The sequence below is a fragment of the Lysobacter sp. N42 genome, assembly GCF_004344885.1.
Genome location: NZ_SKFB01000009.1, coordinates 1 through 14,389 on the forward strand (window position 1 = coordinate 1; position 14,389 = coordinate 14,389).

Below are 14,389 nucleotides of genomic sequence, written 5' to 3' on the forward strand. Positions count from 1 at the left end.
ATCCGGCTCGAAAGCGACGCCAGGCCGGCGCCACGATGCCGCAATCCGGGCGGCAGAGCGGGTTGTTCAGACCTTCCCTAACGTCCACGAACAGATCGACCCTGCACGAATCGAGCCGGTCAAAGAAACTCTCACGTGAGTGACCGTAAGCACCAATTGTCAACACGTTCTTCATCGGCCGCGCCCCCCGTAGCTGCCCCTCGACCTAGTCAACTCGGGGTTGGTTCCGAATATGTCGTTTTGCCCCCCGGTAAGGCGTTTAATCGCGGCGTCCTGGGTCAGCTCACTACCGGTCTCGCTTATGTGAATTATTTCGATACCCAACTCGGCAAGTTCCGCACCAATGAGTTTGCAGCGATGACACGTTTCAGGCCGCAACTCACTGCACATTAAAAAGCATGAGAGCCCTTTCTGGTGCGCAGTTTTCAGCCTTGCCAAACCCAACTGAAACGCGGGCGTTTCAGCGAGTTTTATATAGTCGACCTTCCCATCATCGTCGAAACTTTCGGATCCACCAGGCTTGCCCCCCAAGGTGTCGCCCATGAACACATACCTGATGCCCGCACCCGCACACAAAAGTTCCAAGTTTTCGCGGCTAAAGTCTGGGTTGAACTTAGAAAACGGGCTACTACGAACGTCGATCAGAAACTGACAGGAATACTTCTCCAACAACGCCAACGTCGCCTGCCAAGTCCGATTGCCATACCCAATACTGTAAAGAGCTGTCATCGTCCCCTCGCGTCAGAGCTCCGTCGTTAGACGACGACTTACATATTCCGCCTGTACTCCCCACCCACCTCATACAACGCATGGCTGATCTGCCCCAGCGAATGCGTCTTCACCGCCTCCATCAGCGCCTCGAAGACGTTACGACGCTCGCGCGCGGTCTTCTGTAGGAATTTCAGACCCTCGGCGGCGCGGGCGTTGCGGTTGGCCTGGTAGCCGGCCACGTTGGTGATCTGCTGGCCCTTCTCTTCCTCGGTCGAGCGGATCAGCTCGATCTCGGTGGCCACATCGCTATGGCCATCCTTGCCGAGGAAGGTGTTGACGCCCACCAGCGGCAGCGAGCCGTCGTGCTTCTTGTGCTCGTAGTAGAGCGACTCTTCCTGGATCTTGCCGCGCTGGTACATGGTGTCCATGGCGCCCAGCACGCCGCCACGCTCGGAGATGGCTTCGAACTCCTTGTAGACGGCCTCTTCGACGATGTCTGTGAGCTTGTCGACGATGAAGCTGCCCTGCCAGGGGTTCTCGTTGAAGTTCAGCCCCAGCTCCTTGTTGATGATCATCTGGATCGCCACGGCGCGGCGCACGCTCTCTTCCGTCGGCGTGGTGATGGCTTCGTCGTACGCGTTGGTGTGCAGGCTGTTGCAGTTGTCGAACAGCGCATACAGCGCCTGCAGCGTGGTGCGGATGTCGTTGAACTGGATCTCCTGCGCGTGCAGGGACCGGCCGCTGGTCTGGATGTGGTACTTCATCATCTGGCTGCGTGCGCTGGCGCCGTAGCGCTCGCGCATGGCGCGGGCCCAGATGCGGCGGGCGACGCGGCCGATGACGGTGTACTCCGGGTCCATGCCGTTGGAGAAGAAGAACGACAGGTTGGGCGCGAAGTCGTCGATGTTCATCCCGCGCGCGAGGTAGTACTCGACGATGGTGAAGCCGTTGCTCAGGGTGAAGGCGAGCTGGCTGATCGGGTTCGCGCCGGCTTCGGCGATGTGGTAGCCGGAAATCGACACCGAGTAGAAGTTGCGGACCTTCTTGTCCACGAAGTACTGCTGGATGTCGCCCATCATGCGCAAGGCGAACTCGGTGCTGAAGATGCAGGTGTTCTGGGCTTGGTCTTCTTTCAGGATGTCGGCCTGCACGGTGCCGCGCACGGTCTGCAGCGTGTGCGCCTTGATGCGTTCGTAGACCTCCGGCTCGACCACCTCGTCGCCCGTCACGCCCAGAAGGCCCAGGCCCAGGCCGTCGTTGCCCTCGGGCAGCGGGCCCTCGTACGTCGGGCGCTGGCGGCCCTCGTACATGCGGTCGATCCTGGTGCGCGCGGCGATCCAGCGGGACTCGTCCTCGCGCAGGTACTTCTCCACCTGCTGGTCGATCGCGGTGTTCATGAACATCGCGAGGATCATCGGCGCGGGGCCGTTGATCGTCATCGACACGGACGTGGTGGGCGCGCACAGGTCGAAGCCGGAGTACAGCTTCTTCATGTCGTCCAGCGTGGGAATGTTGACGCCCGAGTTGCCGATCTTCCCGTAGATGTCCGGACGCGGGGCCGGGTCTTCGCCGTACAGCGTGACGCTGTCGAAGGCGGTGGACAGGCGCGCCGCAGGTTGCCCGAGGGAAAGGTAATGGAAGCGGCGATTGGTGCGCTCGGGCGTGCCCTCGCCCGCGAACATGCGGATCGGGTCCTCGCCGGTGCGGCGGTAGGGGTAGACGCCGCCGGTGTAGGGGTACGCGCCCGGCAGGTTCTCCTTCTGCAGGAAGGTGAGCAGGTCGCCCCAGCCCTTGTAGGTAGGCGCGGCGATCTTCGGGATCTTCTGGTGGGAAATCGACTCGCGGTAGTTCTCGACGCGGATGGTCTTGTCGCGCACCTTGTACTCGTTGACCTCGTCGGTGATCGACTTCAGGCGCGCCGGCCACTCGCGCAGCAGCTTGAGCGCCTCGGAGCTGAGCGACTGCACGGCATCGTTGTAGCGCTGGCGCAGGACCAGCAGCGTGCGGTCGCAGCCGCGCTCGAGGTAGCTGAACTCGCTCTCGTCGTCGACGTCGGCCACCGGCGCCAGGCCATTGCCGCCCAGCAGGGCATCGGCGGCGTAGAGGTCCAGCGCCTGCGGCAGCGCGGGGTCTTCCAGCGCCTGCAGCGCCTGCCAGTACGACTGCGCGCGGTCGGCGATCTCGGCCTGCGTCTCGATCTGGCGGTTGATGGCGCGGCCCTGCTCGGCGATCTCGGCCAGGTAGCGCACGCGGTTGCCGGGGATCAGCACGGTGGCGCGCGGTTCGCGCAGGCTAGTGTCGATGTCGGGGTTGAAGAAACCGGGGTCGGAGTGCAATTTCGCACCCGCTCCGTCGCCGGCCGTGGAATCATCGGGCGAAATAGCACTCTGACCCCTGCCCAGCTTCTCGCGCAGCAGGCGGCAGAGGTTGGCAAACATCCAGTTCATGCCGGGGTCGTTGAACTGGCTGGCGATGGTCGGGTAGACGGGAACGTCCTCGTCCTTCATCTGGAACGCCGCGCGGTTGCGCTTCCACTGCTTACGCACGTCGCGCAGGGCGTCCTCGGCGCCGCGCTTGTCGAACTTGTTGAGCACGACCAGCTCGGCGTAGTCGAGCATGTCGATCTTCTCGAGCTGGCTGGGCGCGCCGAACTCGCTGGTCATGACGTACATGGGGAAGTCGACGAGGTCGACGATCTCCGAGTCGGACTGGCCGATGCCGGCGGTCTCGACGATGACCAGGTCGAAGCCCATGCCCTTGAGGAAGCCCACGCAGTCCTTCAGCACCGCGTTGGTGGCGGCGTGCTGGCGGCGAGTGGCCATGGAGCGCATGTATACGCGCGGGCTGCGCAGCGAGTTCATGCGGATGCGGTCGCCCAGCAGCGCGCCGCCGGTGCGGCGGCGGGTGGGGTCGACCGAGATCACGGCGATGCGCATTTCCGGGAAATGCGCCAGGAAGCGGTTGAGCAGCTCGTCGGTGACGGAGGACTTGCCCGCGCCGCCGGTGCCGGTGATGCCCACTACGGGCGTGGCGGGGCGCGATTCGGACGAGCGGGGATTGGCCCAGGTCTTGCGCATCAGGGCGAGCTCGGCCTCGCTGAAGGCGCCCTCCTCGATCGCGCTGAGCATGCGGCCGATGCCGATCTCGTCGTCGATGGACGGCATCTGCTGTGCCGAATCCCCGGTGCCCGTGCACGCATCGCGCGCCGCGCTGGCACGGCGGATCACGTCCTCGATCATCGCCACCAGCCCCATGTGCATGCCGTCGTTGGGGTGGTAGATGCGCTCCACGCCGTAGGCCTGCAGCTCGCGGATCTCCTCAGGCGTGATCGTGCCGCCGCCGCCGCCGAACACGCGGATGTGGCCGGCGCCGCGCTCCTTCAGCATGTCGACCATGTACTTGAAGTACTCCACGTGGCCGCCCTGGTAGGAGGACAGCGCGATGGCGTCGGCGTCTTCCTGCAGCGCGGCGCGGACCACGTCCTCCACCGAGCGGTTGTGGCCGAGGTGGATGACCTCGGCGCCCTGCGCCTGGATCAGGCGGCGCATGATGTTGATGGCCGCGTCGTGGCCGTCGAACAGGCTCGCGGCGGTGACGAAACGCAGGGGCGTCGCCGCCTCGGCGGCGCTGGCGGTGGATTCGGGCAGGCGGTCGGCAGGCGAGCTCATGTCGGTCGCGCACATCTATTTCTAAGGATGGGCCGATTGTAACGCGGGCTCCGTACCGCGCCCGGGCGCGGCGTAGGGTCGGTTACGCTGTCGCGATGACCAATCCCCACGACCTGGACGCCCTGCGCGCGGCCGCCGATGCCGGCGCGCCCGATGCCCTCTTCCGCTACGCCACCGCGCTGGTGGCCGCGATGCGGATGGAAGAGGCCTTCGAGGTGCATTCGAAGGCGGCGGCGGGCGGGCACGCGGGCTCGATGATCGAAGTCGGGCGCATGCATCTCTACGGGGTGGGCACCGATGGCGACGTGCACGCGGCGGTGCAGGCCTTCGAACGTGCGGAGGCCGCAGGGCAGCCGGTTGCCGGGTATTTCCTCGCGCTGATCGGCCTGGGCGGCACCGCCCTGCCGCGCGACGGGAAGGTGGGCGCGCGGCTGCTGGCCGCGGTGCAGGCCGGGCACCCGCCCGCACTGCGCGCGGCGGCGATCCACTTCGGCCGCAAGCCCAACCTGCAGGACCAGGCGCTGGCCGTGCAGCTGCTCGACCACGCCGCCGGCCGCGGCGACGCGGTGGCGGCGCAACTGCTGGCCGAGAGGCTGCGCCGAGGCGAGGGCGTGATCGCGAACCCCGAGGCCGCGCAGCAGCTCAAGGCGCGGCTGCGCGAGGGTGGCTATCCGGACCTCCCGGAGATCATTGCCGTGCCAGCCGCGCCCCGTCGCCCCGCCCCGCCTTCCACGCTCACGCTGGACGAGGTGCTGGAGCCGCCGCCGCTGGAGATGCTGGCGGAGAAGCCGCGGATCGCGCAGGTGGACGGGCTGCTGTCGGTCGACGAATGCCGCCTGCTGGTGGCAAGCGCGCAGCTGATGCTGCGGCCCTCGCGGGTGCACGACGCCGCGGCCGCCGACGTGGCACGCATGGACCTGCGCACCAGCAGCGATGCCTCGTTCGACCCGCTTCTGGAGGACTTCGCGCTGCGCCTGGTGCAGCTGCGCATGGCCGCGGCGGCGGGCGTGGAGCTGGTGCACGCCGAGCAGCTGATCGTGCTGCGCTACGAGCCCGGCCAGGAATACCGCCCGCATCGCGACGACCTGCCCGCCGAGGCCATCGCCCGCGACCGCCCCGCCGCGGGCAACCGCATGCGCACGATCTGCGCCTACCTCAACACGCCGCCGGAAGGCGGCGCCACCGACTTCCCCGCCGCGGGCGTGCAGGTGGAGCCCAGGGCCGGGCGCGCCGTGGTGTTCGACAGCCTGGATGCCGAGGGCCGGCCGGAGGCAGGCTCGCTGCATGCAGGGCTGCCGGTGGTGCGTGGCGAGAAATGGCTGGCCACGCTTTGGCTGCGCGAGCGGCCCTATCGCGCGTACTGACGGCGCAGCCCGGACAGGGCCGAAGGCCGCGCCCGGACGTGTGGGCTGCAGGCGGACGATCCGGCCTGTGCTGCCTTTGCCTGGGACACGCAGGCCTCTCGCTTCACGGCCGCGCGGACACGCCGAACGCGCGCGCCGCCGCCGACGCTTCGATGGCGCCATACGCCTGCGAACGTCGCGCAAGGCGGTTCCGTGCGGTTCCGGGACTCGCCGCGTGGAGCCCCGGATAACGCGAATGGACTAAAATCCCGCTTCTGTGTCGGGCGGGTTCGCGCCGGGCACGTCGCGCCACCCCTGTCGTATCAACGACTTAACCAACCCAGTCGGCCGGAGGCGCGTCAACGCCTCGTCGGTGCCGGCGCGGAGCCCGCTGATGATCTTCGAAACCCTCGACACCACCGGCCACGAGCAGGTCGTCTTCTGCCACAACAAGGACGCGGGCCTCAAGGCCATCATCGCGATCCACAACACCGTGCTCGGCCCGGCCCTGGGCGGCACGCGCATGTGGCCGTACGCCAGCGAGCAGGAGGCGCTCAACGACGTGCTGCGCCTGTCGCGCGGCATGACGTACAAGAACGCGGTCGCGGGCCTGGACATCGGCGGTGGCAAGGCCGTGATCATCGGCGACCCGGCCAAGGACAAGTCCGAGGCGCTGTTCCGCGCCTTCGGCAAGTTCGTCGACTCCCTGGGCGGCCGCTACATCACGGCCGAGGACGTGGGCATCGACGTCAACGACATGGAATACGTCTACCGCGAAACCGAATACGTCACCGGCGTGCACCAGGTCCATGGCGGCTCGGGCGATCCGTCGCCCTTCACCGCCTACGGCACGCTGCAGGGCCTGATGGCCACGCTCAACCGCAAGTACGGCAACGAGGAAGTAGGCAACTACTCCTACGCCGTGCAGGGCCTGGGCCACGTGGGCATGGAGTTCGTGAAGCTGCTGCGCGAGCGCGGCGCGAAGGTGTTCGTCACCGACATCAACAAGTCGCTGGTGGAGCGCGCGGTGGACGACTTCGGTGCCGAGGCGGTGTCGCCGGACGCGATCTACGACGTCGACGCCGACGTCTATTCGCCCTGCGCGCTGGGCGGCACCGTCAACGAGAACACCCTGCCCCGCCTGAAGGCCAAGGTGATCTGCGGCGCGGCCAACAACCAGCTCGCCAACAACGCGATCGGCGACGAGGTGGAGAAGCGCGGCATCGTCTACGCGCCGGACTACGCGGTGAACGCGGGCGGCGTGATGAACGTGGCGCTGGAGATCACCGGCTACAACCGCGAGCGCGCCATGCGCATGATGCGCACGATCTACCACAACCTCACGCGAATCTACGAGATCGCCGACCGCGACGGCATCCCGACCTACAAGGCCGCCGACCGCATGGCCGAGGAGCGCATCGCGATGCTGGGCAAGCTCAAGCTGCCGCTGGGCCGCTCGAAGCCGCGCTTCGAGGGTCGCATTCGCGGCGGGCATTGATCGGTCTGCGACCGATCAATCCCAGCTTTTTCGCTTAAGCGAAAAAGCTGGGCCCCCGGCTTTGCCATCCACAACCCCGCCCCTGTCGGGGCGCCCCCCTTGACTCAAGGGGGGCTGCGGGCACCGCACCTGCGTCGCGTCCGGCACTGCCGTCCGGCCGTACAGCGACGAAGCCACACGAGGCGAGGCAATTGACGATGCGACCGTTCCCCCTGGGTGAGGAAATCGATGCCCTGCGCGACGCCGTGCGTCGCTTCGCCGAGGCGGAGATCGCCCCGCGCGCCGCGCAGATCGACCACGACAACGCCTTCCCGCAGGACCTGTGGCCCAAGCTGGGCGAGATGGGCCTGTTGGGCCTGACGGTGCCGGGCGAGTACGGCGGCAGCGACATGGGCTACCTGGCGCACCTGGTGGCGATGGAGGAGATCTCGCGCGCGTCCGGTTCGGTGGGCCTGTCCTACGGCGCGCACTCGAACCTCTGCGTAAGCAACCTCTACGCCAACGGCAACGAGGCGCAGCGGCAGAAGTACCTGCCGAAGCTCTGCACGGGCGAATGGAAAGGCGCGCTGGCGATGAGCGAGCCGGGCGCGGGTTCCGACGTCGTGGGCTCGATGAGCTGCCGCGCCGAGCTGCGCGACGGCGTGTGGGTGGCCAACGGCAACAAGATGTGGATCACCAACGGCCCCGAGGCCGACGTGCTCATCGTCTACATGCGCACCGCCGGCAAGGACGCGGGCAGCAGGTGCATGACCGCCTTCCTGGTCGAGAAGGGCATGAAGGGTTTTTCCACCGCGCAGAAGCTCGACAAGCTGGGCATGCGCGGCTCCAACACCTGCGAGCTGGTGTTCGACAACTGCGAGATCCCGCAGGAGAACGTGCTCGGCGAGGTGCACAACGGCGTCAAGGTGCTGATGAGCGGGCTCAATACCGAGCGCCTCGTGCTCACCGGCGGGCCGCTGGGCCTGATGCAGGCCGCGATGGACATCACCCTGCCCTACGTTCGCGAGCGCAGGCAGTTCGACACGCCCATCGGCTGCTTCGAGCTGATGCAGGGCAAGGTCGCCGACATGTACACCGCGCTGCAGGCCAGCCGCGCCTTCGCCTACCAGGTCGCGCGCGACTACGACGCCGGCCACCGCTCGCGCATCGACGCGGCGTCGTGCCTTCTCAACGCCTCCGAGGCCGCGGTGCAGGTGACGCTCGAGGCGATCCAGGCGCTGGGCGGCAACGGCTACATCAACGAGTACCCGACCGGTCGCCTGCTGCGCGACGCCAAGCTCTACGCGATCGGCGCCGGCACGAACGAGATCCGCCGCATGCTGATTGGCCGCGAGCTGTTCGCCGGCAACAGCTGAGCGAAGCCGCGGGGCGGTACGCGCGCCCGCCGCCAACCAAGGTGCGGTAGTCAGGGCAGGACCCGAGGCCGCACCCGGGACGGATGCCGGCGCGACCGTGGACTCGGGCGCGCTTCGCCCGCCCGGGCCTGCGCGGCCGGGCTTCCGGTCACGGACCGGGTTTCGGCGAGGACGCGGCATCCTGCCCGCGTTTGCGGCACCGCAACACGCGGTCGCATAATCGGCCGATTCCGGCCCCGCGCCGGCTCCCCACACCGGAGTCCGCCATGAGCGACGTCGTCATCGTCGGTGCCAAGCGCACCGCCATCGGTTCCTTCCTCGGCCAGTTCACCGGCGTGCCGACGCCGCAGCTCGGCGCCACCGCTATCCGCGGCGCGGTCGAGCACGCGGGCCTCGCAGCCGACGCCGTGCAGGAAGTGATCATGGGCTGCGTGCTGCCCGCCGGCCTCGGCCAGGCGCCGGCGCGTCAGGCAGCCATCGCCGCGGGCGTGCCCACGTCCGCCGCCTGCATCACCATCAACAAGGTCTGCGGCTCGGGCATGAAGGCCATCATGCTGGCCACCGACATGATCCGCGCCGGCAGCGCCGAGGTCGTGGTGGCCGGTGGCATGGAGTCGATGACCAACGCGCCGCACCTGCTCAACAACTCGCGCACCGGCATCCGCTACGGCTCGGCCGAGTTCCTCGACCACATGGCGCACGACGGCCTCACCAACCCCTACGACGGCAAGGCCATGGGCGTGTTCGGCGACGCCACCTGCTCCACCTACGAATACACCCGCGAGACGCTCGACGCCTTCGCCGCCGAGAGCGTGCGCCGCGCGCAGGAGGCCGTGCAGTCCGGCGCGTTCAAGGCCGAGATCGTCCCCGTGACCGTCAAGGGCCGCAAGGGCGAGGTCGTGGTCGACACCGACGAGGAGCCGGGCCGGATCGACGCCTCCAAGATCCCGTCGCTGCGCGCGGCCTTCGGCAAGGACGGCCTGCTGACCGCGGCCACGTCATCCAAGATCTCCGACGGCGCCGCCGCCACCGTGCTGATGTCGGCCGAAGCCGCGCAGCGCGCGGGCGCCAGACCGATCGCGCGCGTGGTGGCGCATGCCGGGCATGCGCACGAGCCGGAGTGGTTCACCACCGCGCCCGTCGAGGCCACGCGTCGCGTGCTGGAAAAGGCGGGCTGGACGGTGGACGACGTCGACCTGTTCGAGATCAACGAGGCCTTCGCCTGCGTGGCCATGGCGCCGATGAAGGACCTCGGCATCCCGCACGAGAAGCTCAACGTCAACGGCGGCGCCGTGGCGCTGGGCCACCCGATCGGGGCCAGCGGCGCGCGCCTGGTCGTCACGCTCCTGCATGCACTGCAGGCCCGCGGCGGAAAGCGCGGCGTGGCCTCGCTGTGCATCGGCGGCGGCGAGGCCACGGCCATCGCCATCGAGATGCTCTGAAGTTAAGAAGTTGTAAGGTGCCGTTGGTCATGTCATCTATTGACATGGCATCGGCGCTTGTCATCATTGTCAACGACGCGCGAAGGCGCGTTTTCAACTAACGACGAGGAATAGAACAATGACGATCAACAAGGCTCTGCTCGCCCTGGCTCTGGGCCTGGCCCTGACCGCCTGCTCGAAGCAGGAGCAGGCCGACACGGCCGCGGCCGACGCCGCTGCTCCGGCCGCCGAGGCCACCACCGACGCCGCCGCTGCTCCGGCCGCCGACGCCGCCGCCACGGCTGACGCCGCTGCCGCCGACGCCGCTGCCGCCACCTCGGCCGACGCCACGGCTCCGGCCGCCGACGCCGCTGCTCCGGCTGCCGACGCTGCTGCTCCGGCCGACGCCGCCGCTCCGGCTGCCGACGCTCCGGCGACCGAGCAGGCTCCGGCTCAGTAATTTACTGACAGCCGTTGCTGTAGTATCTGGAGAAGCCGTCGGTGTAAGCCGGCGGCTTTTTCCATGGTCAGTGAACGATAGGCCGGCACCCGCCGAGCGATGCGCGCACTGGCGTTGCCTGACTGTAGTGTTGTACTCCCTCAGACAACTCCTCCGGAGACTGCCATGAACACCAAGCTTTACGTCCTCCTCGCCGCCGCCGTGCTCGCCCTGTCGGCGTGCAAGAACGAAACCGCCACCGCCCAGGGCGAGGCCGCCGAGGCCGAGAACGCCGCCGCTGCCGCAGGTGATGCCGCTGCCGACGCCGCTGCTGCCGCCGGCAACGCCGCCGCCGAAGGCGTCGACGCCGCCGCCGCGGCCACGGGCGAGGCTGCCGCCGAGGCCGGCCAGGCCGTCGACCAGGCCGCCGACGCCGCTGCCGCCGCCGCGAACGAGGCTGCCGCGACCGCCGCGAACGCCACGGCCGACGCCGCCCAGGACGCTGCGAACGCCGCGAACGAAGTGGCGAACAAGGCCGACCAGGCTGCCGACGAAGCGAAGAACTGATCGCCTCGCGCTGCAGACGTTTCAAGGAAGGGCCCGCGCAAGCGGGCCCTTCTGTTTCTGCGGCGGCCCGGCGACGTCGTCGCTAGCACGCGCGCTGCGCTGCGCACGGGCGTCGCGGCCGCGCCTGCGCTCGCGTACGGCGGAGGCGCGGAGCCGGATGGCCGCCGCGAAGGTCGGGGGGCGCGACACGCATTCCCCTCGCACCGCGGCCCGCGTGACGCGCCGCGACGGCGCGGCTGGCAGCGCCCGTCGCATTGCGTATTCCGCCCACGCATCCGCGTACGACGGCACCCGCCCCGCTGGCCGCTCCCCGCCTGTTGTGGTTTGATCGCGCGTCCCGCCCAGAACCGCCGCGCATGACCATCCTCCAGAGCCAGCTCGATCCGCGATCCGCATCGTTCATCGAGAACAGCGAGCACCATCGCGCCCTGGTGGACGAGCTGCGCCAGCGCCTGGCACGCGCAGCCGCGGGCGGAGGCGACAAGGCGCGTGCGAAGCACACGGCGCGCGGCAAGCTGCTCGCTCGCGATCGCGTCACCGCCCTGCTCGACGACGGCTCGCCCTTCCTCGAGATCGCGCCGCTGGCCGCAGAGGGCATGTACGACGATGCCGCGCCCGCGGCTGGCATGGTGTGCGGCATCGGCCGCGTGATGGGGCAGGAAGTGGTGATCGTCGCCAACGACGCGACGGTCAAGGGCGGCACCTACTTCCCGATGACGGTGAAGAAGCACCTGCGGGCCCAGGAAGTGGCGCTGGAGAACAACCTGCCCTGCGTCTACCTGGTCGACTCCGGCGGCGCGTTCCTCCCGCTGCAGGACGAGGTCTTCCCGGACAAGGAGCACTTCGGCCGCATCTTCTACAACCAGGCGCGCATGTCGGCGCTCAACATCCCGCAGGTGGCGGTGGTGATGGGCAGCTGCACCGCGGGCGGCGCCTACGTGCCGGCGATGTGCGACGAGAGCATCATCGTCAAGGAGCAGGGCACCATCTTCCTCGGCGGCCCGCCGCTGGTGAAGGCCGCGACGGGCGAAGTCGTCGACGCCGAGGCGCTGGGCGGCGCCGACGTGCACACCAGCGTGTCGGGCGTGGCCGACCACTTCGCGGAGAACGATGCGCACGCGCTTTCGATCGCGCGCGGCATCGTCGGCCACCTCAACCGCCGCAAGGTGCTGCCCGTCGCCACGCGCCCGGCGCGGGAGCCGCTGTATGCGGCCGACGAGCTCTACGGCATCGTGCCGAAGGATGCGCGCCGCCCGTTCGACATCCGCGAGGTGATCGCGCGCATCGTCGACGGCAGCGAGCTGCAGGAATTCAAGGCGCGCTACGGCAAGACGCTGGTCACCGGCTTCGCCCACCTGCACGGCTATCCGGTCGGCATCGTCGCCAACAACGGCATCCTGTTCTCCGAGAGCGCGCTCAAGGGCGCGCACTTCATCGAGCTGTGCAACCAGCGCGGGATCCCGCTGGTGTTCCTGCAGAACATCACCGGCTTCATGGTCGGCCGCAAGTACGAGAACGCCGGCATCGCCAAGGACGGCGCGAAGATGGTGACGGCCGTGGCCTGCTCGCACGTGCCCAAGTTCACCGTGGTCATCGGCGGCAGCTTCGGCGCCGGCAACTACGCGATGTGCGGCCGCGCGTACGGCGCGCGGTTCCTGTGGATGTGGCCGAACGCGCGCATCTCGGTCATGGGCGGCGAACAGGCCGCGAGCGTGCTGGCGACGGTGCGTCGCGACGCGATCGAAGGCGCCGGCGGCACCTGGGCGGCCGAGGAGGAGGAAGCCTTCAAGGCACCGATCCGCGAGCAGTACGAGACGCAGGGCAACCCCTACTACGCCACGGCGCGGCTGTGGGACGACGGCATCATCGATCCGGCCGATACCCGCCGCGTGCTGGGGCTGGGCCTGTCGGCCAGCCTGAATGCGCCGATCGACGATCGCACGCGCTTCGGCGTGTTCCGCATGTGATGCGCGTGCCGGCACTGCCGGTCGTGTCACGGTTTCCACGTGTAGACAGCGTGATAAGGTCGGGTTTCCCCCGGCCCGCGACGACGCGGGCGCATCTCGCCGACGTCGCGGCGATGCCGCGGTGTCGCCCCCCTACCAGGAGCCCCGCCATGGCCATCTTCAACCCGGCCTCCAGCGCCAAGCGCGACACCCCCACCCCGCCCGAGACCGCGCTGGGCCGCCAGCCCGGCAGCGACGAGATCAGCTTCCCGCCCCACGGCGCCGCCCCCGCGGCCACGCCGGCTCCCTCGCCCGTTGCGGCCGCGCGTGAAGCCAAGGAGTCGGTGATCGCCTCGGACATCGCCATCGAAGGCCGCATCCAGGGCGCCGGCCACGTGCGCATCGCGGGCCGCTTCACCGGCGACATCGCGGTCGAAGGCGACCTCACCATCGAGGTCGGCGCACGGGTCAACGGCGGCGTGCGCGCGCAGCGCGTGGTCGTGGCGGGCGAGCTGGAGGGCAACATCGAGGCCGCCCAGCGCGTGGAGGTGGTCGCGAGCGGCTCGATGGTGGGCGACGTCAAGGCCGGCACCGTGACCGTGGCGCCCGGTGCGCGCATGCGCGGCATGGTCGAGTTCGGCTGGGACGGCGACGCCGCCAGGAAGTCCGGCAAGGCCAACGGCACGCCGGAGGCCGGCGGCACGGCATGAGCACCGCCCGTCCGGGCACCCCGGGCGCGACACGGACCTGTCCGCACTGCAAGGCGACCATCCTCGAGAGCGCGAGCGTCTGCCCGGCCTGCCGGCACCACCTGCGCTTCGAGGCGTCGGCCGGTACCGAGTCCGGGCGCGCGACCGCGCTGCTCGTGGAGGGCCGGCTGCAGGCGGGCGCGGCCGGCGAGGCGCTCGAGTACACGATGACGGTGGTGATCCGGAACGAGCGCGGCGAGGAGGTGGCACGCCACGTGGTGGGCGTGGGTGCCATCGAGGGCAGCCAGGCGCGCAGCTTCAGCGTGGCGGTGGAAACCCACGCGATGCCGGCCGGCAAGGGCCGGCGACGCTGAGCCTCAGGCGCGCACCAGCAGCATCCCGGCGGCCGCGGCGCCCAGCCCCAGGACCACGCTGCCGGCGACATAGGCCGCGGCGATGGCGACGTTCCCGCTGCGCAGCAGCGTCACCGCCTCGAGCCCGAAAGCCGAGAAGGTGGTGAAGCCGCCGAGCACGCCGGTGGCCAGCAGCAGCCGCAGGTCGGCATGCCAATGCGGATTGCGGGCCCAGAGCCCGGCCACGAGCCCGATGGCGAGGCAGCCGGCAGCGTTCACCACGAACGTCGCCCAGGGAAAGCGGCCGGCCGGCGCGGGCCAAGCCATCGCGATCCCGTAGCGCGCCGCCGAGCCCAGGAAACCGCCGATCCCCACCCACAGCCAGCCTGGCATGGCCGC

General features: G+C 69.1%; 12 protein-coding genes. 9 read left to right on the top strand and 3 right to left on the bottom strand.

Translation table 11 applies throughout. From position 1 onward, the window contains the following. Window positions 1-171 precede the first annotated feature (171 nt). Together EYQ95_RS14390 and EYQ95_RS14395 are read right to left on the bottom strand one after the other, a co-directional pair. Window positions 172-729 carry a DUF488 family protein gene (locus tag EYQ95_RS14390; RefSeq protein ID WP_132327917.1) on the bottom strand — a complete coding sequence of 186 codons (558 nt, stop codon included), beginning with the start codon at window positions 727-729 and terminating at the stop codon, window positions 172-174. 38 nt (window positions 730-767) lie between these two features. Continuing rightward, window positions 768-4,379 (bottom strand): methylmalonyl-CoA mutase family protein, encoded by a 3,612-nt coding sequence (locus tag EYQ95_RS14395; RefSeq protein ID WP_132327918.1) that lies wholly within the window; start codon window positions 4,377-4,379, stop codon window positions 768-770. 95 nt (window positions 4,380-4,474) lie between these two features. On the opposite strand from EYQ95_RS14395, the gene EYQ95_RS14400 reads away from it, so the two are divergent. The 9 genes from EYQ95_RS14400 to EYQ95_RS14440 all read left to right on the top strand — a co-directional run bounded on the left by EYQ95_RS14400 (window position 4,475) and on the right by EYQ95_RS14440 (window position 14,011). Continuing rightward, window positions 4,475-5,743: a 2OG-Fe(II) oxygenase gene (locus EYQ95_RS14400; protein WP_132327919.1), complete on the top strand. Its 1,269-nt coding sequence runs from the start codon at window positions 4,475-4,477 to the stop codon at window positions 5,741-5,743. Between the two features lie 373 nt (window positions 5,744-6,116). Continuing rightward, window positions 6,117-7,220 carry a Glu/Leu/Phe/Val dehydrogenase dimerization domain-containing protein gene (locus EYQ95_RS14405; protein ID WP_132327920.1) on the top strand — a complete coding sequence of 368 codons (1,104 nt, stop codon included), beginning with the start codon at window positions 6,117-6,119 and terminating at the stop codon, window positions 7,218-7,220. A 197-nt stretch (window positions 7,221-7,417) separates the two neighbouring features. Continuing rightward, entirely contained in the window at window positions 7,418-8,575 is a 1,158-nt protein-coding gene (locus EYQ95_RS14410) for an isovaleryl-CoA dehydrogenase (RefSeq protein WP_132328016.1), read from the top strand. 266 nt (window positions 8,576-8,841) lie between these two features. After that, window positions 8,842-10,017 carry an acetyl-CoA C-acyltransferase gene (locus EYQ95_RS14415; protein WP_132327921.1) on the top strand — a complete coding sequence of 392 codons (1,176 nt, stop codon included), beginning with the start codon at window positions 8,842-8,844 and terminating at the stop codon, window positions 10,015-10,017. 118 nt (window positions 10,018-10,135) lie between these two features. After that, window positions 10,136-10,456 carry a hypothetical protein gene (locus EYQ95_RS14420; protein WP_132327922.1) on the top strand — a complete coding sequence of 107 codons (321 nt, stop codon included), beginning with the start codon at window positions 10,136-10,138 and terminating at the stop codon, window positions 10,454-10,456. Window positions 10,457-10,621: 165 nt separating this feature from the next. Beyond that, window positions 10,622-11,002 carry a hypothetical protein gene (locus EYQ95_RS14425; protein ID WP_132327923.1) on the top strand — a complete coding sequence of 127 codons (381 nt, stop codon included), beginning with the start codon at window positions 10,622-10,624 and terminating at the stop codon, window positions 11,000-11,002. Between the two features lie 356 nt (window positions 11,003-11,358). Beyond that, on the top strand, window positions 11,359-12,969 hold the full coding sequence (locus tag EYQ95_RS14430) for a carboxyl transferase domain-containing protein (RefSeq protein ID WP_132327924.1): 1,611 nt from the start codon (window positions 11,359-11,361) through the stop codon (window positions 12,967-12,969). A gap of 149 nt (window positions 12,970-13,118) precedes the next feature. Next, the gene (locus tag EYQ95_RS14435; protein WP_132327925.1) at window positions 13,119-13,658 is read left to right on the top strand and encodes a polymer-forming cytoskeletal protein; all 540 of its coding nucleotides are present in this window, start codon (window positions 13,119-13,121) and stop codon (window positions 13,656-13,658) included. After that, complete coding sequence (locus EYQ95_RS14440) at window positions 13,655-14,011, top strand: hypothetical protein (RefSeq protein ID WP_132327926.1); 357 nt, start codon at window positions 13,655-13,657, stop codon at window positions 14,009-14,011. Before EYQ95_RS14435 ends, EYQ95_RS14440 begins: the two co-directional genes overlap by 4 nt. A 3-nt stretch (window positions 14,012-14,014) precedes the next feature. On the opposite strand, the gene crcB is transcribed toward EYQ95_RS14440, so the two are convergent. Next, entirely contained in the window at window positions 14,015-14,383 is a 369-nt protein-coding gene (gene crcB, locus EYQ95_RS14445; RefSeq protein ID WP_132327927.1) for a fluoride efflux transporter CrcB, read from the bottom strand. Window positions 14,384-14,389 lie beyond the last annotated feature (6 nt).

Bases quoted from the DNA above. Each gene is read 5' to 3' on its own strand.
- EYQ95_RS14435 (WP_132327925.1), top strand. From the start codon at position 13,119: ATGGCCATCTTCAACCCGGCCTCCAGCGCCAAGCGCGACACCCCCACC.
- EYQ95_RS14440 (WP_132327926.1), top strand. From the start codon at position 13,655: ATGAGCACCGCCCGTCCGGGCACCCCGGGCGCGACACGGACCTGTCCG.
- EYQ95_RS14400 (WP_132327919.1), top strand. From the start codon at position 4,475: ATGACCAATCCCCACGACCTGGACGCCCTGCGCGCGGCCGCCGATGCC.
- EYQ95_RS14395 (WP_132327918.1), bottom strand. From the start codon at position 4,379: ATGAGCTCGCCTGCCGACCGCCTGCCCGAATCCACCGCCAGCGCCGCC.
- EYQ95_RS14420 (WP_132327922.1), top strand. From the start codon at position 10,136: ATGACGATCAACAAGGCTCTGCTCGCCCTGGCTCTGGGCCTGGCCCTG.
- EYQ95_RS14430 (WP_132327924.1), top strand. From the start codon at position 11,359: ATGACCATCCTCCAGAGCCAGCTCGATCCGCGATCCGCATCGTTCATC.
- crcB (WP_132327927.1), bottom strand. From the start codon at position 14,383: ATGCCAGGCTGGCTGTGGGTGGGGATCGGCGGTTTCCTGGGCTCGGCG.
- EYQ95_RS14415 (WP_132327921.1), top strand. From the start codon at position 8,842: ATGAGCGACGTCGTCATCGTCGGTGCCAAGCGCACCGCCATCGGTTCC.
- EYQ95_RS14425 (WP_132327923.1), top strand. From the start codon at position 10,622: ATGAACACCAAGCTTTACGTCCTCCTCGCCGCCGCCGTGCTCGCCCTG.
- EYQ95_RS14410 (WP_132328016.1), top strand. From the start codon at position 7,418: ATGCGACCGTTCCCCCTGGGTGAGGAAATCGATGCCCTGCGCGACGCC.
- EYQ95_RS14405 (WP_132327920.1), top strand. From the start codon at position 6,117: ATGATCTTCGAAACCCTCGACACCACCGGCCACGAGCAGGTCGTCTTC.
- EYQ95_RS14390 (WP_132327917.1), bottom strand. From the start codon at position 729: ATGACAGCTCTTTACAGTATTGGGTATGGCAATCGGACTTGGCAGGCG.